The organism is Psychromonas sp. MB-3u-54, from assembly GCF_002836415.1.
GTDB lineage: Bacteria > Pseudomonadota > Gammaproteobacteria > Enterobacterales > Psychromonadaceae > Psychromonas.
Genome location: NZ_PJBP01000084.1, coordinates 39,057 through 66,032, shown reverse-complemented (window position 1 = coordinate 66,032; position 26,976 = coordinate 39,057). Strand labels below are relative to the sequence as shown.

Annotated in this window: 21 protein-coding genes and 4 pseudogenes; 9 read left to right on the top strand and 16 right to left on the bottom strand. The window is 39.4% G+C overall.

All coding sequences use genetic code 11. The annotated features are described in order from the left end of the window. Positions 1-7: 7 nt before the first annotated feature. The 5 genes from CXF72_RS00945 to thpR all read right to left on the bottom strand — a co-directional run bounded on the left by CXF72_RS00945 (position 8) and on the right by thpR (position 6,556). Positions 8-3,148, bottom strand: a complete 3,141-nt coding sequence (locus CXF72_RS00945; RefSeq protein ID WP_101036123.1) for an efflux RND transporter permease subunit — start codon at positions 3,146-3,148, stop codon at positions 8-10. Continuing rightward, entirely contained in the window at positions 3,145-4,479 is a 1,335-nt protein-coding gene (locus CXF72_RS00940; protein WP_101036122.1) for an efflux RND transporter periplasmic adaptor subunit, read from the bottom strand. The genes CXF72_RS00945 and CXF72_RS00940 overlap by 4 nt, the downstream gene beginning before the upstream one ends. Continuing rightward, complete coding sequence (locus CXF72_RS00935; protein WP_101036121.1) at positions 4,480-5,118, bottom strand: TetR/AcrR family transcriptional regulator; 639 nt, start codon at positions 5,116-5,118, stop codon at positions 4,480-4,482. Between the two features lie 527 nt (positions 5,119-5,645). Then, a complete protein-coding gene (locus tag CXF72_RS00930) occupies positions 5,646-6,047 on the bottom strand; it encodes a hypothetical protein (RefSeq protein ID WP_332870216.1) in 402 nt (133 codons plus the stop codon). Further along, the gene (gene thpR / locus CXF72_RS00925; RefSeq protein ID WP_101036120.1) at positions 6,032-6,556 is read right to left on the bottom strand and encodes an RNA 2',3'-cyclic phosphodiesterase; all 525 of its coding nucleotides are present in this window, start codon (positions 6,554-6,556) and stop codon (positions 6,032-6,034) included. Before thpR ends, CXF72_RS00930 begins: the two co-directional genes overlap by 16 nt. 514 nt (positions 6,557-7,070) lie before the next feature. Between thpR and CXF72_RS00920 the strand changes: the two genes are divergently transcribed. Beyond that, positions 7,071-7,643 carry a hypothetical protein gene (locus CXF72_RS00920; protein WP_101036119.1) on the top strand — a complete coding sequence of 191 codons (573 nt, stop codon included), beginning with the start codon at positions 7,071-7,073 and terminating at the stop codon, positions 7,641-7,643. 245 nt (positions 7,644-7,888) lie between these two features. On the opposite strand, the pseudogene CXF72_RS20160 reads toward CXF72_RS00920, so the two are convergent. Further along, positions 7,889-8,062 (bottom strand): annotated as a pseudogene (locus CXF72_RS20160) (IS91 family transposase); the annotation flags it as partial. Positions 8,063-8,066: 4 nt separating this feature from the next. Between CXF72_RS20160 and CXF72_RS19695 the strand changes: the two are divergent. Continuing rightward, positions 8,067-8,813 (top strand): annotated as a pseudogene (locus CXF72_RS19695) (hypothetical protein); the annotation flags it as partial. A 555-nt stretch (positions 8,814-9,368) separates the two neighbouring features. Here the strand turns inward: CXF72_RS19695 and CXF72_RS00905 are convergent. The 3 genes and pseudogenes from CXF72_RS00905 to CXF72_RS20155 form a co-directional block, all read right to left on the bottom strand. Then, positions 9,369-9,977 (bottom strand): LysE family translocator, encoded by a 609-nt coding sequence (locus tag CXF72_RS00905; RefSeq protein WP_101036118.1) that lies wholly within the window; start codon positions 9,975-9,977, stop codon positions 9,369-9,371. An 80-nt stretch (positions 9,978-10,057) separates the two neighbouring features. Continuing rightward, positions 10,058-10,993 (bottom strand): LysR family transcriptional regulator, encoded by a 936-nt coding sequence (locus CXF72_RS00900; RefSeq protein WP_198552459.1) that lies wholly within the window; start codon positions 10,991-10,993, stop codon positions 10,058-10,060. Between the two features lie 266 nt (positions 10,994-11,259). Then, positions 11,260-11,686 (bottom strand): annotated as a pseudogene (locus tag CXF72_RS20155) (IS110 family transposase); the annotation flags it as partial. A 167-nt stretch (positions 11,687-11,853) separates the two neighbouring features. Here CXF72_RS20155 and CXF72_RS00890 point away from each other — a divergent pair. Then, positions 11,854-13,440 carry a GGDEF domain-containing protein gene (locus CXF72_RS00890; RefSeq protein WP_101036116.1) on the top strand — a complete coding sequence of 529 codons (1,587 nt, stop codon included), beginning with the start codon at positions 11,854-11,856 and terminating at the stop codon, positions 13,438-13,440. A 289-nt stretch (positions 13,441-13,729) separates the two neighbouring features. Here the strand turns inward: CXF72_RS00890 and CXF72_RS00885 are convergent, their stop codons facing one another. Next, complete coding sequence (locus CXF72_RS00885) at positions 13,730-15,841, bottom strand: sensor domain-containing protein (protein WP_157823162.1); 2,112 nt, start codon at positions 15,839-15,841, stop codon at positions 13,730-13,732. 932 nt (positions 15,842-16,773) lie between these two features. Continuing rightward, a pseudogene (locus tag CXF72_RS00880) lies at positions 16,774-16,974 on the bottom strand (HPF/RaiA family ribosome-associated protein); the annotation flags it as partial. 940 nt (positions 16,975-17,914) lie between these two features. Here CXF72_RS00880 and CXF72_RS00875 point away from each other — a divergent pair. Continuing rightward, a complete protein-coding gene (locus CXF72_RS00875) occupies positions 17,915-18,220 on the top strand; it encodes a hypothetical protein (RefSeq protein ID WP_101036114.1) in 306 nt (101 codons plus the stop codon). Between the two features lie 131 nt (positions 18,221-18,351). On the opposite strand, the gene CXF72_RS00870 is transcribed toward CXF72_RS00875, so the two are convergent. Beyond that, positions 18,352-18,795 carry a pilin gene (locus tag CXF72_RS00870; RefSeq protein WP_269801133.1) on the bottom strand — a complete coding sequence of 148 codons (444 nt, stop codon included), beginning with the start codon at positions 18,793-18,795 and terminating at the stop codon, positions 18,352-18,354. A gap of 380 nt (positions 18,796-19,175) precedes the next feature. Between CXF72_RS00870 and CXF72_RS00865 the strand changes: the two genes are divergently transcribed. Next, a complete protein-coding gene (locus tag CXF72_RS00865) occupies positions 19,176-20,057 on the top strand; it encodes a hypothetical protein (protein ID WP_101036113.1) in 882 nt (293 codons plus the stop codon). Here the strand turns inward: CXF72_RS00865 and CXF72_RS19195 are convergent. Beyond that, complete coding sequence (locus CXF72_RS19195) at positions 20,014-20,484, bottom strand: hypothetical protein (RefSeq protein ID WP_157823161.1); 471 nt, start codon at positions 20,482-20,484, stop codon at positions 20,014-20,016. The genes CXF72_RS00865 and CXF72_RS19195 overlap by 44 nt on opposite strands. Positions 20,485-20,537: 53 nt before the next feature. Between CXF72_RS19195 and CXF72_RS00860 the strand changes: the two genes are divergently transcribed. The 4 genes from CXF72_RS00860 to CXF72_RS00845 all read left to right on the top strand — a co-directional run bounded on the left by CXF72_RS00860 (position 20,538) and on the right by CXF72_RS00845 (position 23,440). Continuing rightward, positions 20,538-20,987 (top strand): SMI1/KNR4 family protein, encoded by a 450-nt coding sequence (locus tag CXF72_RS00860; RefSeq protein ID WP_101036112.1) that lies wholly within the window; start codon positions 20,538-20,540, stop codon positions 20,985-20,987. A gap of 249 nt (positions 20,988-21,236) precedes the next feature. Continuing rightward, positions 21,237-21,446, top strand: coding sequence for a hypothetical protein (locus CXF72_RS00855; protein WP_232784838.1), 210 nt, complete (start codon positions 21,237-21,239; stop codon positions 21,444-21,446). 863 nt (positions 21,447-22,309) lie between these two features. Further along, entirely contained in the window at positions 22,310-22,606 is a 297-nt protein-coding gene (locus tag CXF72_RS00850; protein WP_101036110.1) for a hypothetical protein, read from the top strand. A 228-nt stretch (positions 22,607-22,834) separates the two neighbouring features. Continuing rightward, positions 22,835-23,440, top strand: a complete 606-nt coding sequence (locus tag CXF72_RS00845; protein ID WP_101036109.1) for a MarC family protein — start codon at positions 22,835-22,837, stop codon at positions 23,438-23,440. Positions 23,441-23,634: 194 nt separating this feature from the next. On the opposite strand, the gene CXF72_RS00840 is transcribed toward CXF72_RS00845, so the two are convergent. Genes CXF72_RS00840 through CXF72_RS00830 form a run of 3 tightly spaced genes read right to left on the bottom strand, consistent with a single transcriptional unit; the run spans position 23,635 to position 26,717 of the window. Then, complete coding sequence (locus CXF72_RS00840) at positions 23,635-25,125, bottom strand: PhnE/PtxC family ABC transporter permease (protein ID WP_101036108.1); 1,491 nt, start codon at positions 25,123-25,125, stop codon at positions 23,635-23,637. A 60-nt stretch (positions 25,126-25,185) separates the two neighbouring features. Further along, positions 25,186-25,863, bottom strand: a complete 678-nt coding sequence (locus CXF72_RS00835; protein WP_101036107.1) for an ATP-binding cassette domain-containing protein — start codon at positions 25,861-25,863, stop codon at positions 25,186-25,188. After that, positions 25,863-26,717, bottom strand: a complete 855-nt coding sequence (locus CXF72_RS00830; protein ID WP_101036106.1) for a putative selenate ABC transporter substrate-binding protein — start codon at positions 26,715-26,717, stop codon at positions 25,863-25,865. The genes CXF72_RS00835 and CXF72_RS00830 overlap by 1 nt, the downstream gene beginning before the upstream one ends. Between the last annotated feature and the right edge of the window lie 259 nt (positions 26,718-26,976).

The following is a 26,976-nucleotide window of genomic DNA, read 5'->3' as shown; positions in this document are numbered from 1 at the left end:
GGAAAAGCTACTCAAGGAATTTTTGCTTTTTTTCGATGATTTTTTCTTCAAATTCTTGATGTTTGTGTACTAAACCAAAATCAGCAAGCACCGCATAAGCACTTGGAATAATAAAGAGTACCAGCAGCGTAGAGGCAAAAATACCAAAGACAATCGAGATCACAATAGGCTTAACAACCTGGGCCTGTAAACTGGTTTCAAGTAACAGGGGTAATAAACCCGCGGCGGTTGTCAGAGAGGTTAAAAAAACAGCACGGAAACGGTCGCGACTGGCTTTCACCACGGACTCATAAATATTTTCACCAATATCAACATGATGGCGGATATATTGCACTAATAAAATTGAATCATTAACCACAATACCGGCGAGTGAAACAAAGCCTAAAATAGAAGGCATTGAGAGGTTATGCCCGGTTAACCAATGCCCCCAAAAAACGCCAATTAATGCCAAGGGAATCGCCAACATGACAACGAAGGGCTCCAGATAGCTTCTAAATTGAAAGCTTAAAATTGCAAATAAACCAAATAGGCCAATAGAAAAACCTTTTATAAAGGAATTCGCCGTTTTAGCCGACTCTTTGCTGGCACCTTCCAGATTTATACTTAAACCCGGATATTTGAGCAGCAGTTCAGGCAGAAATACACGCTGCACTTTATTCATTATTTCTGAAGCATTGGCTTTGCTGTTGTTTACGTCTGCCATGACGGTGATCGTCCGCTGGCTGTCAATCCGTTGAATTCTCACAAAGGAACGTTCATAGTCAAAGGTTGCAACCGCATTAAGGGGGATGTGTTTACCGCCTGCGAGCATAATGGGGAAATTACCCAATGCTTGTATATTTGCCGCCTGATCTTTATTTAAGCGAACTTGAATTTTAATGTTTTCCGCTCCGGCCTGAATTTCATCTGCGGTTTGCCCAAAATAAGCTGCCCGCAGCTGATCGGCAACGGTTTTACCGTCTAACCCGTAATTTTCCGCTCCGTCTTTCAGTTTAATTAAAATTTCTTCTTTACCCGGACGCATATCATCCAGAATGCTGTTAACCCCGGAAAATTGATGTAAATAGGTTTGCAGTTCCACCGAGGCTGTTTTAAGTATTGTTAAATTATTATGCTGCAGCCGCACTTCAATATCACGTCCGGCTGGTCCCATGGCAGGTTGTTTAAATACCATGGCAATAGGATCCGCCAGTTCTGCGCTATTTAAACGCCAGTCTTCAATAAATGCTTCAATTAAGGAATGACGAATTTCCGCCGAGAGCAAGTCCAAGCGCACCGTTGCCAGATGCGGACCTTTTTCACCCGCATCGGCATTAAAATTATATTGTGCGGTGATATCCCGGACTAATGGAGAGGGTTCATTATTATCCTGCGTATACTGAGAGCCCACTAATTTTGCCGCACTGATAATATGTTCAACGGTTTTTTGAGTCTGCTCTAGAGTTGAGCCGGGTGGCAAAATAATACGTGCTTCCGCAATATCGCCATCTAACGCCGGAAAGGGAACAAATTTTACTATCCCGCCGGCAAGTAACGCGACCGATATTAGCAACACGCCAAAAGTTAAGCCCAGGCTTGCGTAGCGCCACTTAACTACTAAGGTCACCATCTTAACCAGAGAGTGAATGCGAAAGTGTTCGAATTTTTCTAAGAATATGCGCTTAAATTTAAGTGGCGGTTGGTCATTTATACTGGCATTGAGGGAATGCCTCAGGTGGTTGGGTAAGATCAAAAAGGCTTCAATCAAACTGATTGTTAAGACGATGATCAGCACCATAGGGACTGCCGAGAGTACTTTCCCCATTTGCCCGTCTAACCACAGCAGACTGCCGAAGATAAAAATAGTGGTCAAGAAGGATGAAATAACACCGGGCGCTACTTTTATGACACCTTTGATCACCGCCTGATCGACCGAAAAGCCTCTTTCTACGTGGGCGGCCACGGATTCAGCGATAACAATGGCATCATCCATCATAATGCCTATTGCCATTAATAAACCGACCAGTGTCATCACATTAATAGAGATACCAAACAAACTCATCACAAACAGTCCGCCCATAAAAGCGACGGGTAATCCGGCCGAGACCCAAAAAGAATAACGAAATGAGAAAAATAACCACATTGAAAAAAACACTAATACGATGCCTTGAGCGCCGTTTCTTAATAACATGCTAAGGCGATCCTGCAGTAAAGATGACAAATCGTTGGTCAGCGTTAGCGTGATCCCCTCGGGTGCGACTAATTGTTCATGTTCAACAAAAGCCTGCACTCTGGCTTTAATACGCAGGGCATCATCGGCTTTGTTTTTTTGAATCTTGAGCATGGCCGATGGTTTGCCATTAAAAAGGGTATAAGCCTCTTCAAGTTCAAAAAGATCGGTTATCGTGGCGACATCATTCAGGCGTACAACAGCGCCTTCGCTGTTAGACGAAATAATGATTTCACCTATTTTTGCCGGTGTTAATTTACGTTCATCAAAACGAATTAATAAATTTTTAGCAGGCAGTTCGATCGTGCCTACCGGCATCTTGATATTTTGACGGCCTATTTTATTGGCTATTTCTGTCACCGTCAGATTTAAACGGCGCATAGCCGTTTCGTTCAATTCAACGCGAATTTGGTGGGCAGAGAATCCGGTCAATGTCACCAGGCTGACGTCTGCATCAACTTTTAGACGATGTTTAACATTCTCGGCATAAGCTTTTAAGTCGGGCAAACTCAGATCGGCGGAAATGGCAATATCAATAACTGGCTCCGACCAATCTAATTCTTTAACAGTAGGGGCTTCAATCTGACTTGGGAAATCTTGAATCGCATTAATTTCGGTTTGAATATCCACCAAACTTCGGCCAATATCAATATCTCCGCCAAGCTTGACCCTGAGTGATGCACTGCCTTCCTGAGCATCACATATTGTTTCTTCAATATTACTTAAACCGTCAATGGCATCTTCCATCCGCAGGCAGATACTTTCTTCAACTTCTGCCGGCGACGCACCCGGATAAATAACAGTGGCAATAATATAAGGGGGCGTAAATTCAGGAAAGGTTTCCCGTTTCAGGGAATTAAGGCTGCTTAACCCTAATACAAAAAAACTGAGCATAATAAGGTTTGCAAGGGTTGGATGACGCGCAAAAAAGCGGATCACTTGACACTCTCCCTTGGTATTTTGGCGGTATTCGAATCAATACGGTCGGATTTTTCCGTTTTTAGACTCATTCCAGGAACAGCCGGAATCAGATCATTTAAGATTACCTTATCGAGCGTATTTATTTCACCGGAAATGGCAACACCCTGTGCATTCCGAAAGAGGATAGTAACCGGTTTTATGCGCAGTTTATTGTGCTTATCCATCAGATAAATATGATCACCGTGTAATGCTTTTTCCGGCACGATAAAATGCAGTGATGAAAATCCCTGCACTTTAGCGGTGACAAACATACCTTTAGTAAGGGGAGGATTATTTAAATCTAACTTTTTAAGATTCTGTTTAACTTCTAAATAAAAACCGAGCGTCGCCTGATCCGGATTTATTTTTTCAGCAATACGGGTCAATTGTGCAGGCCAGTACTGAGTGCTCTCTCCAATCAATAGCGCTATACTTGCATTAAAATTTAATTTTTCAATGGAGGCTAACTGATCATTGAAAGGGTCTGGAATACTATCCCGCAGCGTGTTCGCATCCTGCAGTGACAGTTCAGCTTTGACCTCCATAATGTCCGGTTGGTAGGCTGCAAACAATACCGCACCCTTAGTCACAGCTTGCGCTTGTTCAATGTTAACGTCGGCAATTCGAGCATTAAAAGGCAAGATAAAGCGTGTTTTTTCCAACTGGTGATGGGTATCTGCTAATAAGGCTTGATTGACGCTGATTTGTGCTTTGATAACGTTTTTATCATCGGGTAATAATTCAAGTCTGCTGCTTAATTCCTGCACTAAACTGCGCTGTGCCAATAATAATTTTTTTTCATTTGCCAGATTCGAATTGGAAATTAGCTTTTTTTCTTGAAGTGATGATTGTCGTTGGTAATTCTGAACCGTCAAAGTTAGTTTTTGTTGTTCAATATTAAGGCTGGCATTGATATTCTGCTCTTCCTGGTCAATCCGGCCTAATTGCACTTTAGATGAATTTAAATTAGCTTCGGCCTGTGCCATTTTTAATTGGTATTCGAGGGGATCAATTTTCAATACCAGAGTGCCTTTGGGAATAAGACGACCGCTTTCAAGATCTGGATGGCGATAAATTATTTTACCCTCGACTTCTGCAATTCCCTGCCAACTATACTTTGGCTCCACCCGGCCATAGCCTATAACCTGTGGCGCGCTATTTTGTTTGCTTAATACCATGACATCAACTAAACGTGCTTTGTCGTGATTTTCTTGTAATTCTGGGGATGGTTTTAGAGTGATAGCTGCAAATAATACCAGGGCACCTAAAATAATGCCCGGGAATACAAAGCGTTTTTTATTACTGGTCATTTAAATCGTCCTTGTTGGTGTTTTTTCTGCCTGGTGTAAAAGTGGGTTATTCTGCTCTGCAAGATGCTCCATAAACTCAGGGGTGATCGAAATATCCATGGCTGATTTAAATAAATCGGGGATCAAAAAAGGAAATATCATCATACTGAAAAAAGATAAATACGCACACTTAGGATCAACATTGTTGTCTAAAATTCCGTTATCTTTTAAACGCGAAAACAGATTTAAATTTTTCGGTTGTAAAATATCTTTAAGAATATTCTTTAACTCTTGATTGAGCTTTGTCGGCTGCATTGAAGCAATTCGGTATACTAATTTGGGAAAATCTGGATTTTGACTCATTATCCGGTAGTAGGTCTGCATGACAAGATACGGGGTTGCCTTATTGAGCTGACTATCAACGGCATTAAACTGCGCCAGCAAAGGTGCAGAGGTTTCCTTAAGCATCGTCTTAAACAGGCCTAATTTCGATTTAAAATAAGAGCGGATAAGACCAGGATCTAAATTTTCCTGCGTGGCAATCGCACGTATTGATACTTTATCATAGTCATTAGCAACAAACAGTTTGCAGGCCACTGTCATTACTTTAGCGCGATTATCCGTTTTAGTAGCAGGTCTATCGACTTGATTTTTTACCATCCAATATCACCTTGCTTTATTAATGCTTCAATAGAAGAATATAATAAACTAATCAGCACCCAAAAGTGCAGATAAAAAATTCCTCAATTATTCTGCATTTGCAGAATTTAAAATTGTTTAAATGACAAGATATTACCTAGGCCTATACCTAAAGGGGAGGCAACTTATAGCGATTCCATTAATTAACTTCCCATCTCGATTCAATTTCTTGAACAGAGTGTTCGCACTCTTTCTAGATCACAAATAAAAACAATTAAATGATCACATAGAAAAAACATTAACCTTTTGATTTAAATGAATATTTAAACCTTTTAATTAAGATCGAAATTTGATTTATTTTGGAATTAGGCGCGCTGAAAATTAATGGGCTCAAGACCTTTCTTGTACCCTAGGGTGCGCTCCGCGCACCGATTATACCAAAGGCATTAATTAAGTGATCCGATTTACTCTTCAATATCATCACGGCGGCTTTATAAGTATCAATTTTTCCTTTGCAGCAAGTGATCATAAACTTAATGCTTTTGATATTAGTCAGAAAAACCATCATAAAGAAAAAGATATTTACTTTGATTGAACGTTTTCTCGGTACATTCGGCAAAAGCAATGGCCAGGGCATAATTTTCAACACGATACTTCTTAATTTTAGCTATTTCATACTCATTCATAATGATATTCATTGCTAACTGCGTCCACTCGGGCTCGGTAGACCCAATGCTGACTTCCGGTGGATCGTAAAATGTAATCATCCAGTCTTGCAGTTGCAGCGATGATATTTTGCCTTCACCCCAATTGTTCAGTAGGGTAATCAGCTGTGTTTTAGTAATCTCTGGATTGTTCATAAAACCTGTTCGTTGGCTGGGTAGAGGGGGTGGGAATAATAACTTAATTTGCGCAATTATGTCAGCAGTTCCTGCTATTGCAGGTTCCATGAACGCACAATTTGATATTTAACTCCCTCTATTGTGCTTTGGGAATGAAACAGATGGATAGTCTTAGGCGTTAACAAAAGCGGTTGAATGTCCACTGAGGTTGCCATATTTTCGGGTAAATGTTTGGCTTTTCGTGCCAGTGTAATATGGGGCGTGAAAGGATTTTCATCTTTATAAAATTTGAATTTAGATGCTAGTGCTGAGCAGTTTTCAGCAAGTTTTAATAAGGCCGGATCATCAATTTTACCCGTCAGGCAGAGTATTTTTGGCTTTGCCCAATGTGCTAATTTATCAAGCGTCAGGTTGAACTTGGGTTTATCCATCAGAGAAATCTGCTCCTCGAGTTGCTGCTGAGTTTTAGCGTCGACTTGCCCAAAAAATAGTAAGGTCATGTGTAAATTTGTCGCAGGGACTTGCCTGACTGCTGAGTCGAAGTTTGCCTGCAGTGTCGATAGCTGTTGAGTCTGTTGTTTGTTCAATGCGATACCCAAAAAAAGTCTTTTTGTCATGTCAGTCACTCAATTAAATAGTTAATCTGCTTGTTGCTCATTTATTGTTTTGCACAAGATGCTCAAATTTAAGTTAAGCATAACCTCCTTCGAGTTTCCACTTCTGTAGCACCTTATATAACCACTTGAAGCATGATTTTCACGTACTTGATACTTGCTTAAAATCGCTCAGGAAAACTTACATACCAGCGTGACAGGAACTTATCCGAGGGTCACCCCGTAGATTTGTTAGGATGCTATTTGAACTGTCTCCCAGTGATAGGTATCACCCTGCAGGTTATATTAGAGGGTTGCTGAATTTAGTTTATAAATTAACAGGTTAGGATATGTTTTGAAATGGGATAGGTGGCAGCTTAACACCTATCTCAAATTAGAAATTCACTGAACTTTTACTTAAAATATTGATTTTGTGAGATTAAATAGATATTGTTATGATTGTTTGTTCTGAGATAGGTGTTGTGGCTGTTCGTGCATAGTGATGCTTATAAAGCTGTTAGCTTTTAAATGAGGTTTGATGGAAATTAAAATTGAGCACGTTGAAAAGAGTATTGAGCGCTTTGCGAACGTAACACGAATTTTAGCTGCGAAAGCCTCTAATTTACCAGAAGAGGAGTTAGTCTACTTTCCTTCTATAATCACTAAACCTGATTCAATTTGGGCTTATACGTTATGTAGTGAAGGACCGAATTCAGATTTCTATGACGCGTATATTGTAAATGCTTCTCTTTGTTTAGAAATGCTTTTGAAGGCTGTTCTTTATTATGAACGTGATATATGGATCAGAGGGCATGATCTAGGAAAACTGTATGAACAGATATCTGCACCGAACAAAAAGAAAATCAATACTGCTTATAAAAAGCTATATAAAGATTCAGCTTGGTCTAAACCTATAGCTAAACAAATAAAAGAAGAAACTGGCTTAGACATAAAATGGAATCCTGCATCACTTTTAGCTCTTTCCTACAAAGCCTTTGAGCATTGGCGTTATGCGTTTGATATAAAAGGAACAAGGTCTTGCTTCTTAGGATATAGTGAAATTTTTCCGGCTCTAGATTCACTGAGAGTAGAATTAAAAGCTAACAAATAAGGATAGGTGTCGCGCAGCCGACACCTTATCTGGTTGTTGAACAAGCCCGTGCCTACTTATTTATAGTAAATTGTGGGATCTGTATTGGCTGGTGTTTCGCCTTGTTGCTTTTTTAAAGGCGAGTGAGGCTGGGATAGGGGTGAGCGTTCAACCTTATCAATATGTTAGCATTTTTGTTAGCTTGTTATTGGCATCGACTCCTGTTATTTAGTGGTGGCCATTATCCTTATATTATTGCCTTGCGGCTAGGTCGGTCGCGTCACCCCAACACACTTCATTTCATGCTGGCAGCATGGGCAAACTCTTATCGCTTTTTTACTCGGTTTACTCACGGGGGGTATCCAGTGATAAGTGGTGATGAGCAATAATTGTATGCGTCGTCGTAACTTCTTCGCGTTACCCCGCAAGAAACCATAATCGTTACTGACCCAGAATTTTTTTAAAGGTGAAGACCTTAATGAATTTGAGCTCAAAACCGTTAATGAGTGCATTAGCGAATATCGTCATCGCTTAATCGACATTAGTTGGTTTATGCGTTCACTCAGTGAGCCTATTGCCAGCCAGGCGAACAAAGAAGATAGCTGTACCGGCAGATTTTATTCGCTGCCATCCATGGCGCTCACCCTTCGGGCCAGCTAAAGCTGTTCTCATTTATTCCTTATAAATGAGTGGGAAGGGCGCTTTAAATCCCAGGCACTACTTGATGAAGCAGCCGTATTAGCTTGTATGGCGTATGTTGATTTAAACCCTATTCGTGCCAAAATAGCGACAAGCCCTGAAACCTCCGATCACACCAGCATCCAGCGAAGAATTCACTCAGCCATAAAAGGTGAGCAACCAGCAGAATGACTGCCGTTTGTAGGTAATGAACGACTGAATATACCTGACGGGCTGATGTTCAGTGTGAAGGATTACATTGTGCTTGTTAAAGATACCGGTCGAATTATACGAGAAGATAAGTGCGGTGCCATTAGTTCAAACAGTCAAGATATCCTCAATAGACTCAATATTCCTGCAGAAAACTGGCTTAAAATCACTCGCGAATTTGGTCATTTATTTAAAGGGGCGGTGGGTGCCTTACCGGCATTCACTGAATATTGTGAACATTTAGACCGAAAGCAACGCCACGGTGCAGCAAACTGCCTCGCTGGTTGTGTGCTTAAAGTTTAATTCTTCAACTACCTGCAATACCAATCCGCATAAATATCTGACCTATCTTACTTGTTAAAATTAACGCTAGCGTCGTTGTTTTCAATCCCAATAGCCAGCTATTGCTCAATCAAACGTCTTGCTATCATTACTTTTTCCTGCGCAATTTTAGACCATTTACTTATGCGGATTGGTATAAGTCATCTCTCGATTTATTAATATTAAGCTTCTTTTGCTGGTTTAAAACGGTCATATTCCTCATATTTCACCATCTAAAGCCGTATAAAATGAAAAAGTTTTAATTTATACGTTTGAATAACGATAAAAGACTACCGCAATGAATGTTGAAAGAGGCTATGTTATTGTTTAGAGAAATGGGTGGCATGGTTGTTGCTCATGGTTGTTGCTCGCTTTCTTCCCGCGAGCTAGGATCGTTGTTCTTAAATATCTTCCCTGAAGAATTCCCATAACTTATGTTGGGGGCGTTTGCGTGTCTGCTTTCTAAGGCGTATCGTGCTACAAAACGCTTTGCGGCTTAAATTCGTTCCCTAACCACTGTTTCTTCCCTCTTTCTCTTTAGAAAGCAATACGAGCAGCAACGACCAATAACGCAACTCCAGTGGCTTTTTCAACAATATGGACGTTGTTTTTTAATTTAGTCAATATGGCAGACTGCGATAAGACTATAGCAATAAGGCAATACCACAGGGTATCTATGCCACCAACTGTAACTACCATAATAAGATTTTGTTGCCAACTGGCCTGCGTTTCGACAAACTGACTAAACAGTGCCAAAAAAAACACCGCCAGTTTTGGGTTAAAAAAAGCTATTATCAAGCCTTCCCAAAAACTTTCCCGCATTGTTACCTTTGTTTTCTGCGTGATTATTTTAGCAAGCGATGATTTAGAGGTTAATGCTTTGTAAGCTAACCAAATTAGCAAAATAACACCTGCGTACTTAATCAAGTTAAAAAGCCAGGGTGTTGATTCAATGATTATTGCCAATCCAATGACTGTCAATGTGGCATACATTGCAACTCCAATCCCGTGAGCAATACTTGTCAACACACCGTTAATTCTTCCACCGGCAACCGTGTGTTTTAAGACTACAAAGAGGCTTGGACCCGGGGTCATTGCCCCCATTAAACAAATTGAGGCCAGGGAAATCCATGCAGTGAATTCCATTTTATTCTCCTTTAAAGAGTCTGTATTAAGAAAGAGTGCTTATCTTAACGGGCTTCATGCATGAACAGAAATTGATATTTCTACTTGTTAGCATGAAGTAATTTCATGCCTTGTCTGATCGTTAGCTCAAGATGCTTTTTAAGCCATGGATAACATAACTCTCGAAACCACTTATGTTCGGAATTATGATGATGCTTGGCATGCCAAAGCAGGTAATATTGCTGCGGTTCAATTGTAATTGGCAACGCTCTGATCTGTAAATCATAACGTTGAGCAAAATCCGCTGCAATATGCAGCGGTGTTGTTAATATGGTGTCGGTTTGCAGTAGCAATTCGATGGCCGATTGGAAAAAAGGGACCTTAGCAAATATGTTTCTTTGTTTACCGATAGAGGATAGGGCGGTATCAACAGGGCTATCTTTGTCACCCCCTCCGCTAATTAAAATATGCCGGGCATTACAATAACTGCTGACCGACATATCGCTGCTTGACAGAGAATGAGAAGAGCGAAATACAGTTACAAGCTGATCTTCAGCCATCATCTTGCCGTGTAAATTTTCTGGTATTAACTTGGTCATGGTAGAGACCAGATCAAGTGGGGTATCCGCCAATTCTGCTAACTGATCTTTCTGCCACAGCTGGTATTCGATGCTGGCATTGGGAGCTTCCCGTTCCATGTTGCGAGTAATCGATGGCAGAATGGCCTGGGCGACATAATCACTGGATGCAAACGTAAATTTTCGTTGGCAACTACTTGGCTCCATCGAATTCGGCAAATATAGATTGTCCAATTGCAATATCAGTGCGGGCAGTTCTCGCTTTAGTTCTTCACCCCGTTCCGTAAGTACAAACTGTTTGCCCTCACGGATAACAATTTTGTCATGAAATGCCAGACGAATTTGATTCAATGTTTTGCTCATTGCCGACTGAGTCACGTTTAAATCTCTAGCGCTTTCAGTAAGGTTTCGCGTTTGTAGTATTGAATTCAGGGCTGGTAGTAATTTGTAATTATTCAATAGGAAGCAACCATTATAGATAATTAGCCTATTATCTTAACTTAAAGTATTTATGATTTGCAAAAACTAGTATAGGTGTTTTAAATAATTTTATAGGAACGGATCATTTTGATTGGTAGGCTTTAAATATTAGTTTTCGAGTCACTAATATCTGACTATAAATGGGGCGTATATGGACTCCACGTATTTTACAATATGATTTTTCATAAACACTAAGATGCGGTCGTATTAACGCCAACAGAACTGACAATGCCATATTCATATCAAAATGCTCGTAGATGGTTGCTCAAAGATGTAATGCGACGAGATAAAAACAGCCGGCTGGTTTCTAATGTTTGTAGGGTTTGCTGTTCTTCACTTTTAGGCTTGCTTGTTTTTAACCCTATCTGTAGCGATGCGTTGGCAATGGCGAAAGCATCGTTCGCATCCGTTTTATGACCTTGTAAAAAACCTTTTACTTTTTTAGGGATAATGATCCGTACATCATGGCCAACTTCCTCCGCATATCGCCCCCAATAATGGCTACTGCCACAGCCTTCAATTGCAACAACCGCAGGTTTCTGAGTGCTAGGATCTGTTTTAGTTTTTGGCGGCTAACTGCCTTATTACTGATTAACTCACCATGTTTACTGATATGGAAAATTTGAATAATATTTTAGCTAAATCGATTCCGATGATATTAGATTTCAACATTATATGATCTCCTTAATGGTTACCGTAACGCTAGGCTAATTGCTAGCGTTGTGGAGTCCATACATCGCCTCAAAACTTTTACTCTATTTATCTATTGGACTTGGATAAACATAAAGGATATTCTTAAAATATATCTTAACGTAGAAGGCTGTTTCTATATCGTGTTTATGAACAATCCTATCCCAATATCACGTCACACAGATCGACCGGAAAAGCATCTAAGTCGCGTGAAATTAATTCTGTTCATTATTTTCTTATTTTCTATCCTTAGTACTTCGGCCATCTCTTGGCACTACTATCAGCAAGAAAGGCAAAGTTTTATTGAGTCCATAGAGTTGAAGCCCTCTTCTAAATCAGCATCGATTGTCGGAGACTTGAAACTTATAATTCAAGACATCCTAACAGACGCCTTGTTCCTTGCGACTATGCAAAAACATTTTTTCAACGATTTGCCAAGTACAGCCTATGCACACACTGAGCAAATGATGTTGGCAATGAGTCAGGTTCACAATAGCTATGAAACGTTAAGAGTTTTGGATGCGAACGGGCAGGAAAGGGTACGGATTAATCAGTTAGACTCGGGTTCTGAGGTTATTAAACCGGATAATTTACAAAATAAGTCCAATCGCTATTATTATCAAATAGGTCGTGAGCTTAAAGCTGGCCAAGTCTATGTCAGTCCGCTGGATTTGAAAATGGAGCATGGTCAAATTGAAGCGCCCTTTCAGCCGATGATGCGTTTTATCATACCCGTTTATTTGAAAGACACACTGCACTCAATGGTGATTATCAATTATAAAGCCCAAAGAATAATGAATGTTTTAGAAAGTTATACCAGTAAACGAGTGAGCTTAACGCTGCTAAATAGTGACGGTTACTGGCTTAAGTCCCCTCAAAAAGAGCAACAATGGGGGTTTATGTTTGCAGATAAACAGGATTTGAAGTTTGAAACTCTTTATCCCGATGTGTGGGCTGCAATGCAAACCCAAGACTCAGGCAGAATTGTTTTAGATGAAGGTATTTATAGCTATAACACTATCAAATTTATGGATACTCAACAAAATGAAAAATACAAGGGAGATCCTTCAGTATTAGGTGGTGAAGTGCCGATAACGCCTCTCTGGAAAATGGTGTCATTTTTGCCTCAGGATGAAGTTCTAAAAGATTTAGGCCCTATGAGGATAGGTTATTTCTTAATGCTGCTTGTTATACTCAGCTTGATTTTACTCAGTGGCGTTGTCTTTTACCGTATTTATACTTTTCGACATAACTATCAGAATTTTCTATTTAAACACGCCTATTTTGATGGGTTAACCGGAGCGTACGATCGAATCGGACTGCAAGATTTAACCGATAAATTGGTCAGGAAAAAAGTGAATTTTTCCTTTATCTCTATGGATTTAGATGATTTTAAACCGATTAATGATAATTATGGCCACTTGTGCGGTGATAAGGTCTTACAGCTAGTGGTTAATCGTATTTCAAACCTTCTGCGGACAGATGATTACATTTTTAGAATGGGTGGCGATGAGTTTATTGTATTGGTTTACGGTGACTTTCCCCTATCTGATCTGGAAGCTGTTAGTCATCGAATTGAGTCTGAAGTCGTAAAACCGATGGAGATTAATGAGTTAACATTCATGGTAGGAATTAGTACGGGTATCAGTCAGCTAAAATCTTCTGGTACAGTTGAAGAGATGTTAAATACAGCAGATATTAATATGTATGCCTCCAAAAATGCCAAACGTCAGTAGTTATAAATTGAAAAAATTTTAATTTATAACTTTGAATAACTATAAAAGACTACCGCAATGAATGTTGAAAGAGGCTATGTTATTGTTTAGAGAAATGGGTGGCATGGTTGTTGCGGTATGGTTGTTGCGTAAGAATACCTTGGTGAGTATTGTTCCAAGCATGGCAATCTTATAATTTGTTTTTGGTGAAGTAAATCACATGGCATTGCCATTTTCTGTGCAAATTTCAAACAGATGTCAACAGGCCCTAAACTTATAAAATTCAATAAAGGAGAAAAGTACTTAAATTTTAAATCAAAGTGGCAAACTCTGAAGCAGGAACAGGACGACTGAAATAATACCCTTGATAAATATCGCAACCAAACTTCTTAAGAATTTCAAAATGAGCCTCTGTCTCGACCCCTTCAGCAACAACATTAATACCAAAGTTTTTACCCAAATCGATGATCGATTTGATCATAATTAAATCCGTTTTATTATTAAAGAGGTCACGAATAAAGGATTGGTCAATTTTAAGTTCATCAATGGGTAAGTTTTTTAAATAGCCCAACGATGAATAGCCCGTTCCAAAATCATCTAAAGAAAAGGTTAATCCAAACGCTACCAGATCATTAAGTTTTTCTGCCGTTCCATTTATGTCTCTTAATAAAATAGATTCTGTAATTTCTAATTTTAATTTAGACACATTAATACCAGAATCAGACACAATCCTTTTTACCCCCGACACAAAATTTTTCTGCCAAATCTGTTTAGCACTGACATTAACGGATAAGGACAAGTGTTGGTATTGTGGCTCAGACTGCCATTTTTTTAATTGCTGACATGCTTCGCTTAACACCCAATCACCAATTGGTAATATCAAGTTGGACTCTTCGGCCACTTTGATAAAATCACCCGGATTGACCAGCCCTAATTCTGGATGACTCCAACGAATTAAAGCCTCGGCAGACACTAGGTTTTGCTTGGCATCGTATTGGGGTTGGTAATAGAGCATGAAATCTTTTTGTTTCAAAGACTGCCGCAACTCTTTATCTAAGCGAGTGCTGTAATCTAATTTTTTCTGCATCACAGGGTCAAACATAGCACAATCATCACGGCCATTTTTCTTAGCCTGATATAATGCCAAATCCGCAAGCTGAAGTAGTTCAGAGGGCACTTTGGCCTGGCCATAAAAAATAGTAATACCGACACTTGCGGTAATGAAGTAATCAATCTCGGAAGCCGTATTGCTTATTTTTATATTAATTTTTTGATTGATTGAATGACGAATGCTCTGAGCAAGACGTTGTGCCTTAATGGCCGCTTTGACCGGCTCAGAATCCAGTTCATTAAGTACAATCACAAATTCATCGCCGCCAAATCGAGCAACAGTATCATCCTTAGGCATAACCGATTGAATACGTTGTGCTACGATCGCCAATAAATCATCACCCGCTTGATGTCCATAAGAGTCATTTAAGGTTTTAAAGTTATCTAAATCGAGAAACAGCACTGCACCATATTTTTCAAAACGTTTACTATGCTCAAGCGCAAGGTTTAACCTGTCATTCAATAATGCACGGTTGGGAAGCATGGTTAAGGTATCATAAAAGGCCATTAACTCGATTTCAGACTGGTTGAATTTTTTCTCTGTAATATCCTGCATGATCCCAACCAATAACTTCGGCTTGCTCTGATCATCATACTCAAGAACCTGTCCTCTATCCCAAATCCATATCACTTTACCGTCAGGGCGCCTAAATCTATACTCAATATCATAAGGAATTTTTTTTTCGATTAGCGCTTGAAGAGAGGCAAGAACATATTTTTTATCTTCTTCAACAAGACAATCCTGAAACTCTGAAAACGATTTTTTTGAATGTTTAACGCCGGTGATTTCTGCCCATTTTTGATTCTGAAACACCTGATTGGTTTGTATATTCCAATCCCACATTCCCTCACCGGAGACCTCCAAGACATGTTCCAAACGCTTGGCATTGGCTTCTGCTCTATTTTTTAGCGCGGTGATTTCAGTAATATCTTTTGCAAAAATGACAATGTTGAGTTCATCATTGTTGTTTTTAAAGGGGATTTGTAAGGAGTGGAAATGGCGAATCTCGTCTGTCCTTGCATCAGTAGAATCTTCGTAGACCATTTCAGTCTCAAAGCGTTGCATAATAGACTGGACGTTTTCTTTAAAAAACTGACCTTGTTCTTTATTGCCCGTAAAAAAGGAGTCTTCTTTTCCAATCATCTCCTCTGGAGTAGTGCCATAAAGTTCAGCGACACGTTTATTTGCGAAAATAAAGTTCCCTTCCCAATCTTTGGCTATAATGGGCTCTGGAATACTGTTCACAATATTTAACAATAACTTGTTTTTTTCTCTTTCTGCATTCAGCTCTAATTGGCGCGCATTATCCATATAAACCTCAAAGATATTGTGAATAAATATAAAATAATTTTTCGAACTTGAACTGCCAACGACAGTTAAGTTTGAGCTGTTCACAATAAATGTCTATTGTGCTTTCTATTTGATCGATAGTTTCATGGCTAATATTAAAGAAAGTGTTTTCATGGATCCAATCTGAAATCTGCTCTTAACCCGATTTTTCCTTGATTTTAGAATCGATGAGCTCATGAGACTTATCATCATTTTTTCATCTCTTGCCGGAGAAAAAAGGGATTAGCCCATCGTCAGCTGACCGCTTTTTCTACCTACTCAAGTTATGCACTTATTATTTGAATCTAAGTTTGCTTTAATATAACGTAATAAAAACGGAAGATAAAGCCTTGACTTATAAAGCCAAAGCAGAATCAACCAGATTTTCTACGGTGAAACGAAACATTTTAAATAACCAGTGGATTACTGGACATATATGGACGCTCCACATCTGTCAAATAATTGAGTTAAATAAATCGTTAAAATACACTGTTTCGTAACCCTAATGGTAATGCAGTGAAATAAACGGCTTCTTTCATGACCCTCCTAGGCCGAGCCTCAAAAAATGACATAACCACCCATTACCATTGGCAAAGTAACATGAATTGACATGAACTAACATGGCCACCCATGATTACGGGTATAAAAAAGGGGTGGCATGGTTAGCTCATCTCATGAATTAACATCATAATTAACATCATAATTAACATCATAATTAACATAGCCACCCATGATTACGGGTATAAAAAAGGGGGCATCGTTAGCTCATCTAACCTGCATCGCTTTCGCTTTTATCATTCTTTATCGTACCAAACAAAAAACGTAGCGTGGTTTGCGTTTCTGGGTCGTTAACTGAACGAGTATGGTTAAGTTAAGTTCATTTCTTGTTCTGTTTCGTAATCCGTTTCAGTCAGCTAGTGATTTTCATGTAAATCTGCTTTTAATTGACCTTTGCGGTGCTTTAATACTGTATCTAATTTTTTAGCGGCACTCGTAATAGCGGGGTACATGACAGAATTGTTACCTTTAGCGGCAATGCTGGTTCCGTCATAATTGCTGCGAATTTCAACATCAAACTCACCATGCTCTTTGGAAATGATGATATCTAGCGAGTAATTTTGGTAATAACTATCATGGTGCGCTGGGTCGTTAGAAGAATTAGCCGCCTATGCTGAACAAACAGGTCAATGTTGGATTGCCAAGAAAAATGTATTGCATTGATATTTACATTAACCAACTGATTTAAAAGTATTTTAATGACATGTTATGCATCTCTGCTCGTTGAGGTACTTTAACACGCGTTAAATTCAGCCCATCGAACCATTCAACCTGCTTTTCAATAAGATTTTGCTTGCTGCCTTAATAATACCAAACGCATTAAATTTATGATCCGTTATTTCAAAGGAAAAATTTACGCTCAAAAAGCTGCCGGGATGATTTTGAATAGTAAATCGGATAATGCATTTCGTATGATGTTATCGGTAGGTTGCATTCTATGCACCGCAGGCAGCGACAATCGGTGCAGCGAATAAGCGACAGCTTAGTATCTGAGAATGCACCCTACGAGCTATACGTTTATTGTCATAGTGCGTGCTAGTTGACGTTCAAATAAGACTGCCATTAAATTTATGATCAATTATTAAATAATAAATCGGATCACTTTATTAATGCGTTTGGTATAAATCACTTAAATGCAGCTTATCAGGGCTGATATTTATAAGCCTTTGCATTAAATTCTAGCCATTGCAATCAATGGATCTCCGCAATTTTGTCATTGAAACTAATAAGTTTATTTTTATGGTTTGCATTGTGAGTCTCTCGATAAATGCACCCGCTTGATCTTTCCAATATTCAAAGTCAAGCCAATCAATAGGAAATTATAGGTGTCATCTAGCGGTTTTTTACGCGGTTATGGTCTAATCTTTGGCAATGAAAAATTAAAGGTTTATTAGTCAGAAGGCCGGTTAATAGGCTGTTAGGTTTCTGCGTAATGGGTGAAGCGCTTAAACTAAAGATATCATTGTCACCCAGATCATATGATTAAGGTGAAGGCAGATGGCTTCAGTAGCAAGTTACAGTGTTCTATTTTATGGTGGCCCGGATGGTTACCAAACAAACCGCGCTCAGATTCAGTTGAATGATGCAGCAAGGAAAACCATTGCTTGGGTTCGATTCAACGATCCTGGTATGTCCTTTGAAGCCGATACAAACGCTGGCGGAATTATTAAGATGCACCTTCCTTCCGCCATGTTCGAAAATGTCATCGACGTTCTCCGTAACGAGAAACCTATTAACGTCTATTTTGCCCAAGGGCGTGGGTTTCTGGGGACATCAAGTGAACCTGTCGGCGAAAATGAATAGAGCCTAACTAATTAAGGACAGGTCGTGTGAGCAATCGACTTATTCTTTTGTTGGACAAGCTCTAGTCTAAATGGCACTGCATTAAGCTTCTTCACCCTTGAAAGCCTGGCCACTGATATTATTGGTTGTCATTAATTACATAGTGTTACTGGAGCACAAGTTGGAGTCCAAGTAATTGAACCATAAGTCGCATTTAGTACTCCAGTCAACGTGTACGTCCCTGCAAAACCCATCCCCGTTACAGCGGTAGTCGCAGTCGCTACAATGACAGGAGCTAATGCCGTAAGAGTAACTGCTATAGTCGTGATCTTGGCATTCGCAGCAGCAGCAGCGGTTCCAGCAGCCGTAGCTGCGGTACAACCAACAGCGGTTGATGAAAATTGAGCACAAACTTCTAAAGCACTTTTAGTCGATGCAGTCGCTAATATTACCTCTGTAAATTTTGCTTTTTTGGAATAAGTGTTATAAGACGGCACCGCAATAGCTGCCAGAATACCGATAATCGCGATGACGATTAACAGCTCAATTAATGTAAAACCTTGTTGTGCTTTTTTCATGTACTGATCTTTTTTCATGGGATATTCCTTAATAATTAAGCATGATTTATTTAAATTTTTGTCTTTTTTACATAAATCCTTTATTAGGTTAATGAAAAAAAATGATATATAGAATGGGCTCTTGGCAATCATAATCGCAATTAATGATTGGCACAACAAAACAATAAAACATTGATTCAAATGATTATTTTTTGATTTTCGTGTGTGTTTTACTGAAAATGCGAGCTACGAGCTGGAAACAAAAGTTTAAAAATATAGACCTGACAGTTTGTTGCGTAGCACTCCGGTTTCTATTTTTAGACCACAATCTTTAGTCTCTTAAAAGGGTGTTATGTGTTACGAAGTTAGTAGATAATGCAAAATAAATTCACTTGATGCTTGGTAAAGGTCCACCCTATATGAATGTCGTAACAAAAAATTCATCCAAAAACTGGATAATGAGTGCCCTCATTATTATTCTACTCGGGTTGGGATCCACAAACACCGTAGACAGTATTGCAGAAAATAAACTCGAAACCTCGTTTAGCAATGCATTAACGACTTTTGCTGTTGTCCGTGGTATTAATGCTGTCATCTCAGTCGTCCAGGGAACCGAAGTTGCGATCGAGCCGGGAGGACTGGGGGTTATATTGACACCGGGTGAAATATTGGATCCTGCAAACGACTTAATAGAACGATTTTCCTGGATTGTACTGGCGGCAAGTACATCCCTAGGCGCTCAAATTGTGCTATTGAAAATAGGCACTACTGTGCTGGCTAATTACTTAATGATTTTATCCGGCAGTATTCTGCTAATAAGTCTATGGACCTCTATTTTGGTGAATAGCGGTTGGAGAAATCGCCTGATTAAGTCCGCTATTTTGGTGATCTTTATAAGATTTTTGATCCCCATAGTTACACTTGCAAATGAGGTCGTATACAGTTCAATCCTAAATCCCACTTATATTAACTCACAGGAAGTGCTTGAAAATGTGGAAAATGATGTTCAGGAATTGCAGGCGCGAGACAGCTCATCGGTGTCCGATGAATCGCAAGGGGGGATTTTAAGCTCTATTAGTCGTTTTTATGAACGAACAACTAATAGCATGAACCTATCCGCGAAATATAGAGAGTATGATCAAAAGATAGCGGGTGCGAGTGAACATATTATTAATCTTATTGTTGTGTTTATCTTCCAAACGCTGGTGTTTCCGCTGATTTTCCTTTGGCTCACGATTAAACTTTTTCGTCTGCTCATCAAGAGCAATTTCTGGCTTCAATCAACACATAATAATCACTAACGCTGTCAATAAGCGTTAGCCGTCTTGGAAAATTGATAAATGAACAGTATTGATTTATTTGTAAAATTCCTGCGGCTTGTGAGCGGATTTTTTCGTCTGCTAATGAACAGTGATTTCTGGCTTCAATCAACACATAATAATCACTAACGCTGTCAATAAGCGTTAGCCATCTTGGAAAATTGATAAATGAACAGTATTGATTTATTTGTAAAATTCCTGTGGCTTGTGAGCGGATTTTTTCGTCTGCTAATGAACAGTGATTTCTGGCTTCAATCAACACATAATAATCACTAACGCTGTCAATAAGCGTTAGCCATCTTGGAAAATTGATAAATGAACAGTATTGATTTATTTGTAAAATTCCTGTGGCTTGTGAGCGGATTTTTTCGTCTGCTAATGAACAGTGATTTCTGGCTTCAATCAACACATAATAATCACTAACGCTGTCAATAAGCGTTAGCCATCTTGGAAAATTGATAAATGAACAGTATTGATCTATTTGTAAAAACCTGGGGCAGTAAAAACGCTATGCTGCCGATAAAGGGCCATGATATTAAAGAGCTTGAATTAAAATTAAATGCTTTTTTGCCTGACTCATATAAGTATTTGATATCTACCTATGGTTTGCTTCACACGCCAAATGTACTCACTAAAATTTGTGATTTAAATTCCGAACTTTCTGAAGTACAAGATTTTTTAAATCTGGAAGATATATTTTCACTATCCAAGTTATATGAAATGAGTGGTATGCCGAAGGGGCATATTTTGTTTGCATCTGATTGTAAGGGAAACATGTTTTGTTTCAAGCTGACGGATTGTGCGCGTCAGAATACAGATTTACCCGTATGGTTTTTTGACCATGATTTGTGTACCGTTAAAAAGGTATCTCAGTCTTTCATAGGATGGCTGGAGGAATTTAACGCACTTTAAGACAGCCGATAAGCTATTCAAAAGGGAATGCAGCGGGCTATCGTTTGCTGATCTTAGTCATCATTTTTTCGCCGGTTATTAAGGTATTGTGGCTGCAGAATAATTTTTTTTTATAAATTCATGAAAGCCCCCGCTTTTTGACCTATTGTTTCAAAAGGAAATAAAAGTGCTGGAAAATGTTTTTCCTTCTAAAGGGAGACATTCTACAGCCTCGTTATATACACAAGGGTGATCATGGATAACGTGGAAATGACAAAATCTCAAGAGATTCTTCTTCAAATAACCAAAATTGTTGAAACTGAGTGTGCTCAGGATGCAAGTGCATTATTAGCAGAAGGATTTGTTTTACTGGGTGTCAGCAATAGCGTTTTTGAAGACAGTGAAAATCGCTTTGTTTATTCTATTGGTTTTCCAAAACCAATTGTGGAGCTGAGTGATTGGGCTAGTGCTAATTTTTAAAAAGAAAAGCTCATTGAGGTCAGGCTAGTGTCTTCGGACTTAAGTTTGAATTATGTGTTGAGGACCTAATTTCATCATCCCCTTCAATAGAAAGGGGGGATAATTATATTGTGTACGGGGACTTATATAGGCGTCTTTACTCGGTGTAGTGGCCAGCGCCTCTGTGGTAGTACTTTTAAATTTGTTACAAAAGCACTGCATTATAAAAGTGTATAGGCTTATTTAAGTCCGAAGACACTCGTTGAGGACTGCCAAACCTTTTAACGGCACATCAATCATACCTGCTTTAAACCCATTTTTTATACACACTTAGCAGTCAGTATGACGCACTCACGTTGTTCATTAATTTTACTTGTCGATACGCCCTATTAACACTGTATTTCCCCTTCTGGTCGCCGACTGTGGTCGCCTAGCCTTTTTGTGCGCATATGGCGGGAAAGTTTTTTTCGCATCGCAATCAATGGATGATTGATAAGCTCAATGGAAAAGTACTGTTAACCTGCATGGCATATGTTGATTTAAATCCTGTGCACGCGTAAATGACGACAAGTGTAAAGCAATAAAAAATTAGCGGTCCAGACTTCTGTTAATACTTACCTTAAATAAATAAGCCAATAACTTTCTATTTTCATGTTATTTATTTGATTTTTAAGGGGGGGCTTTTGAGGTGCTTGGAGATGAAGGAGGCCGCGCGGTATTTCATTGAAAGTGAGTAATACAGAGGGCTTTATGGTGTCATTATGTGCCTTGATTACTATTTTAATGTGATACTTGTTTTCTATGGCATGCGGGTATATTGTTTTTATATGATTGTTTTTTTATACTTTAAAAACAAATGGTCCAGGTAGATTAAGCAGGGTGAAATGAACAGATGGTATGATAAACGGCCCCGTTTGGGAAAAAAGTTGGATGCGTTTAAAGCAATGGATCAGAAAGTTAGAGAGCCTATTTTAAACGAGATCATTAGTTTGGTGAAAAAAAATAAACCAAGCCTTCTTACTTTTGAAAAAGCTTTAGATTATCGCTTTGACTCTTTTCGACTACGCTGGTATGAGCATGATCCTCATCTCTGGTTAGTGTTTAACGTCTTGCAATTAGCCGATGTCGCTATTTTGGAATTAGTTGAACATTATCTCGAAAACAGACATCTAGTGACATAATTAAAAGCAACCTGCCATTATTGGCTACAACCAGCATAAAAACACTTCTAAGTAGCATTATAACCTTTCTCCTCTCCGTACTCATTCATTTTTAAAAAATTATTGCTCGCGGGCTGCGATTTAGTTGTCGCGTTTTACTAAAGATAAAAGGCAGCAAAAACAACACTAATATAAGACCAGTGAGCAAGGCGTTTGTTGGGATATCAATAGATTCAATTGGAATAAATCATGGAATTGTTAAAAGCTTCTTCAATACTTTTCGTATTACTAAATCCCTTTCTGATCAGTATTTACCTGATCAGTTTGATTAGGGAATTGTCATTCAGAGAGTTTATGAAGGTGATGATACGAGCCCACGTGATAAGTGGAATTGTATTTGTCATCTTCGCGATTGCGGGAGAAGGTATTTTTGAAAATATCTTTAACGTGCGTTTTGGTGCTTTTTTGATATTTGGGGGCCTTATTTTTTTATGGATTGGCATTCAATCAATATTTTCTGGTCAAGTTATTTTAATAGAGACACACGGAGACCCCGGTCATATAGCCGGTTCGATAGCGATGCCGTTTATGATTGCGCCGGGAACAATCAGTGCCAGCGTACTTATTGGCTCATCTTTACCTGCGCCGAATGCGGCTATTGCTGTTATTGCTGCAATATCTTTTTCTTTAGTGTCGATAATTGTTTTTAAATTGATACATGATCCGCTGAAAAAACGCAATGAGCGCTTGTTGAACCGCTATGTAGAGGTTTTTGGTCGAGTGGTAGCATTGTTTACCGGTACTTATGCCATTGAGATGATTGCTCGAGGAGTTGTATTACTGTGGCCAAATTAATATAATCAGCGACGGCGAATATCTTCTGCGTTAGTGTCTGCCGTGTTATTTTGCAGGGTACTTAGTGCGCAGAAAAAACGCTTTAGAATCTATAATGTTATGCTCTCAGTTGCTTTGGCTAAGACAAAAATCGAGCTAAGCAATTAAAGGGTGAGACAATTTTAGCAAGCTTGTAGATGATGATAATGTTGAGGTTAATGCAATAATCGCCGTGCTAGGTAATCCACTATGACATTGAGCCCTGCGGTGAAAACCAGGAGTAATAAGGCGCCGCTAAAGCGAATCTCAGAAAAATTACTGTCAACATAAAATCCTAAGGTCATTACCCCAATCATACCCAAAATAGCCGTTTCACGGATAATGACTTCAAAACGATAAAACAACAACCCCATAAAATGTGGGTACAGATTAGGAATAACCAGATAACTGTACTGATCAATCCTGGGCTGATAAGTCAGCGGCACTGTCACGCTGTCAGCTTGACGCGCCATTAAAAATACCATCAGGCCACTATTGTGTAACGCTAAAGCGATAATGGCGGGTAACATAGAAGGCCCTAACAGCATCATTAATACAAAGGCCAATAAATATTCCGGCAGTGAACGTAAGATTAAATTCACCGCCCGCATTATTAATATAATTACTTTTGGCATCATCAGCCGAGTATTAAAAGGTAATAAAATGAGGGTCAGCAAATAGGTTAATCCTAAGGCACAAAAAGCCAATACTAGGGTGGCAATCATCCCGGGAAAAACCTGCTGGGTGATTAATTTATAAGCCCAGTCAAATACCTTCGACAAAATATCAATATCAAACCAGCTTAAGAAGGGTTGCCCCTGCAGCATAGGCGGTAAAATATCTACACTGAGAAAACGCCAAATAATTTGCCCGTCAATGGCCGGAATAGGGGGCAAAAAATAGATAGCGAGCGGTAAATACAACCACAAAAAAATAGGTTTAGCCCAAAAGCGTATACTACCAATTAACAATACGAATAAGATTAATAATGCACCGCCTTGCTCATAATGCCCCTGGCGAAAAGCTGATTCTAAATAAAAACCTAAGGTCGGCATACCAATAAAACCCAACACAGCACTACTGCGCAGCGCACACTCGAAACGGTAACGAATATAATCGACAATCTGCGGATACATATGCATCCAGCGGCCATAAATAAATGCCGAAAGTTTATCTGTGCCCTTTGGCAGAGAAAATAATGTGTGCCTTGGTGCTTGCTGTAAAATATCTGAAAATATTCGGGCAAAGGTGGCTGCGTAAGGAAGGGCAATGGCTAAAATTCCCGTAATGGCTGATAAGCCGAATATTTGCAAAAATATTAGCGCCCAAAATATCTCATGGATAGCACGAATAAACGCACAGATTGCCGCAATCAAAGGATGTTGATAGCACAATGCTAATGGGAAACCCAAGAGCAATCCGAGCGTTATCCCAAGTAGAGCAAAACTGATGGTTTGCCACAAAGCCTCAAATAAATACTCTGTTGCGAAAAAATTGGGATGAATAAAGCCCTGTCCCATACGTCCAAGCTCAATCCAAGGCTCGAGCGCAATGACTTCGGTATCAGCAAAAAACCAACATACCGATACCATCAGTAAAAGCAGCAGGGTTATTTTTTGCCAGTGTCCTACAAAAGAGAATCCAGCAAAGGTCATGGTTCTAGGCATAATAGAAAGGGTTGTTAGCGATGGGGGAAAAGTGAGTTTGCAGTCTCAGCCTGTTCATCGTTATGCCACTGCATTTTTGACAGTATCTGCTAATGCATAATGTTGCGATAAATGCGCCAGCGTTAACCGATTGGCTTTATCGTCTAAGACGACTTTACCATCGCTAATCACAATAATACGCTCAAAGTGCGCTAACGCTAATTCGGCATCATGCAACACACAAATAACACTCTGATGCGCTTGTTTAACCAAATTTAATAGTCGTAAGCCCATTAATGGATCTAATGCAGAGAATGGTTCATCGCCCATAAATACCGGCTGTTGCTGAAATAACGCTCTGGCAAGCGCAACACGTTGGCGTTGACCGCCAGACAACTCGCTGACTTTTTGGTGCAATGGTGCGGTTAACTCCAGCTCTTGGCAAATTGCGCTAATGTGTTGTTGCGGCTTGTTAAACGGCCATAACAAATTAGCCATATTGTAGCAACGAGAATAACGCGCCAGCCCGCCAATAAAGACGTTGTGATAAATAGACAAGTTATCGACCAGGCCTTTGGCTTGAGAACACAAACACGTTTGTTCCGACAGTTGTTGATACAGGTGATGTAACAGCGTGGTTTTACCCACACCGGAAGGGCCTAAAATAGCCACATGTTCATTTTCGTTAAATGACAAATTTATTTTAGGTAAAACAATCTGTTGCTTATAACCTAAATCAATATCAACCAACGATAACATTAATCAATCATTCCAATTGTTTTAGCAACACGCTCAATTGGTTGATAATCGCTGTTTTTGGCGGGTATAAAAGAGCTACGCGGAAAACTGGCTAATAAATCCTTATCGGTCATCCCGATTAATACCTGAGTCAGTTTCTCTTTGAAGCCTGCCCCAAAATCATTGTCTACGCCTGAATGTACTGTCCATTGATAATCTGGATAAGTCGGGCTTTCCCAAATTACTTTCACCTTGCTGGTATCAACCTGACCTTTTTCAACGGCGGTGTCCCACACTTTATAATTCACTGCGCCTACTTGATAAACACCCGCTTCAACTTGACTGATGGTACGGCTATGGTCGCCAGAGAAACCGATTCGTTTAAAAATCTGCTCGACGGGTTTACCTAAATTTTTCTCAATAAAAAACTGCGGCATCAAACGGCCTGACGTTGAACCCTTAGAGCCAAACGTAAAAGTATAATTATTGAGTACCGGAAAATCATCGAATGATTTTATGTCGACAGAATGATTTGCAATCAAATAACTCTTAAAATATTGATCCTCAAACCCTTGCGCAATGGCCTCAGAACCCGGTACCAAACCACGCGCTTGCACACCGGATAAACCACCAAACCAGGCAAGTTGTACCTGATTATTACGAAATGCCGTTATCGCAGCAGAATACGACTTTACCGGAATATACTTGACTTCAACGTCCAATTGCTCAGATAAATAATCGGCTACTTTTTCAAAACGAGTGCGAAGATTGCTTTCATCGGCATCGGGAATAGCTGTAAAAGTAAAAGTAGCACTTAATGCAAACGTTGAAAATAAACTTAAAAGACCAGCCGATAATAAATGTGTTCGTTTCATCTTAATCCTAGGGAGGGTAGCTAATCCGGCTATTTTAACTTTACCTGATAATCGATGCAACGCTTCATTAGGGTCACTTTGTGGAAACGGCTTTGAATGCCAATAAGGGTATCCATTCACAGCTTACTGATTATGCTGTCTATTATAATGTTGACTGCATAATAGTTTGCCTTATCAAGTGATATCATCTTGCGGGTGCTGTTTTAATATTACCGTGCCGCTTATGTGTCAGCTGAGTCTAATTTGATAATATAAATGT

Excerpts from the sequence above, each read along its gene's own strand:
- CXF72_RS00845 (WP_101036109.1), top strand. The coding sequence starts at position 22,835 with ATGGAATTGTTAAAAGCTTCTTCAATACTTTTCGTATTACTAAATCCC.
- CXF72_RS00855 (WP_232784838.1), top strand. The coding sequence starts at position 21,237 with ATGACAAAATCTCAAGAGATTCTTCTTCAAATAACCAAAATTGTTGAA.
- CXF72_RS00860 (WP_101036112.1), top strand. The coding sequence starts at position 20,538 with ATGAACAGTATTGATCTATTTGTAAAAACCTGGGGCAGTAAAAACGCT.
- CXF72_RS00875 (WP_101036114.1), top strand. The coding sequence starts at position 17,915 with ATGGCTTCAGTAGCAAGTTACAGTGTTCTATTTTATGGTGGCCCGGAT.
- CXF72_RS00830 (WP_101036106.1), bottom strand. The coding sequence starts at position 26,717 with ATGAAACGAACACATTTATTATCGGCTGGTCTTTTAAGTTTATTTTCA.
- CXF72_RS00865 (WP_101036113.1), top strand. The coding sequence starts at position 19,176 with ATGAATGTCGTAACAAAAAATTCATCCAAAAACTGGATAATGAGTGCC.
- thpR (WP_101036120.1), bottom strand. The coding sequence starts at position 6,556 with ATGACAAAAAGACTTTTTTTGGGTATCGCATTGAACAAACAACAGACT.
- CXF72_RS00840 (WP_101036108.1), bottom strand. The coding sequence starts at position 25,125 with ATGCCTAGAACCATGACCTTTGCTGGATTCTCTTTTGTAGGACACTGG.
- CXF72_RS00920 (WP_101036119.1), top strand. The coding sequence starts at position 7,071 with ATGGAAATTAAAATTGAGCACGTTGAAAAGAGTATTGAGCGCTTTGCG.
- CXF72_RS00890 (WP_101036116.1), top strand. The coding sequence starts at position 11,854 with ATGAACAATCCTATCCCAATATCACGTCACACAGATCGACCGGAAAAG.
- CXF72_RS00930 (WP_332870216.1), bottom strand. The coding sequence starts at position 6,047 with ATGGAACCTGCAATAGCAGGAACTGCTGACATAATTGCGCAAATTAAG.
- CXF72_RS00835 (WP_101036107.1), bottom strand. The coding sequence starts at position 25,863 with ATGTTATCGTTGGTTGATATTGATTTAGGTTATAAGCAACAGATTGTT.
- CXF72_RS00905 (WP_101036118.1), bottom strand. The coding sequence starts at position 9,977 with ATGGAATTCACTGCATGGATTTCCCTGGCCTCAATTTGTTTAATGGGG.
- CXF72_RS00850 (WP_101036110.1), top strand. The coding sequence starts at position 22,310 with ATGAACAGATGGTATGATAAACGGCCCCGTTTGGGAAAAAAGTTGGAT.
- CXF72_RS00940 (WP_101036122.1), bottom strand. The coding sequence starts at position 4,479 with ATGACCAGTAATAAAAAACGCTTTGTATTCCCGGGCATTATTTTAGGT.
- CXF72_RS00935 (WP_101036121.1), bottom strand. The coding sequence starts at position 5,118 with ATGGTAAAAAATCAAGTCGATAGACCTGCTACTAAAACGGATAATCGC.
- CXF72_RS00885 (WP_157823162.1), bottom strand. The coding sequence starts at position 15,841 with ATGGATAATGCGCGCCAATTAGAGCTGAATGCAGAAAGAGAAAAAAAC.
- CXF72_RS00870 (WP_269801133.1), bottom strand. The coding sequence starts at position 18,795 with ATGAAAAAAGATCAGTACATGAAAAAAGCACAACAAGGTTTTACATTA.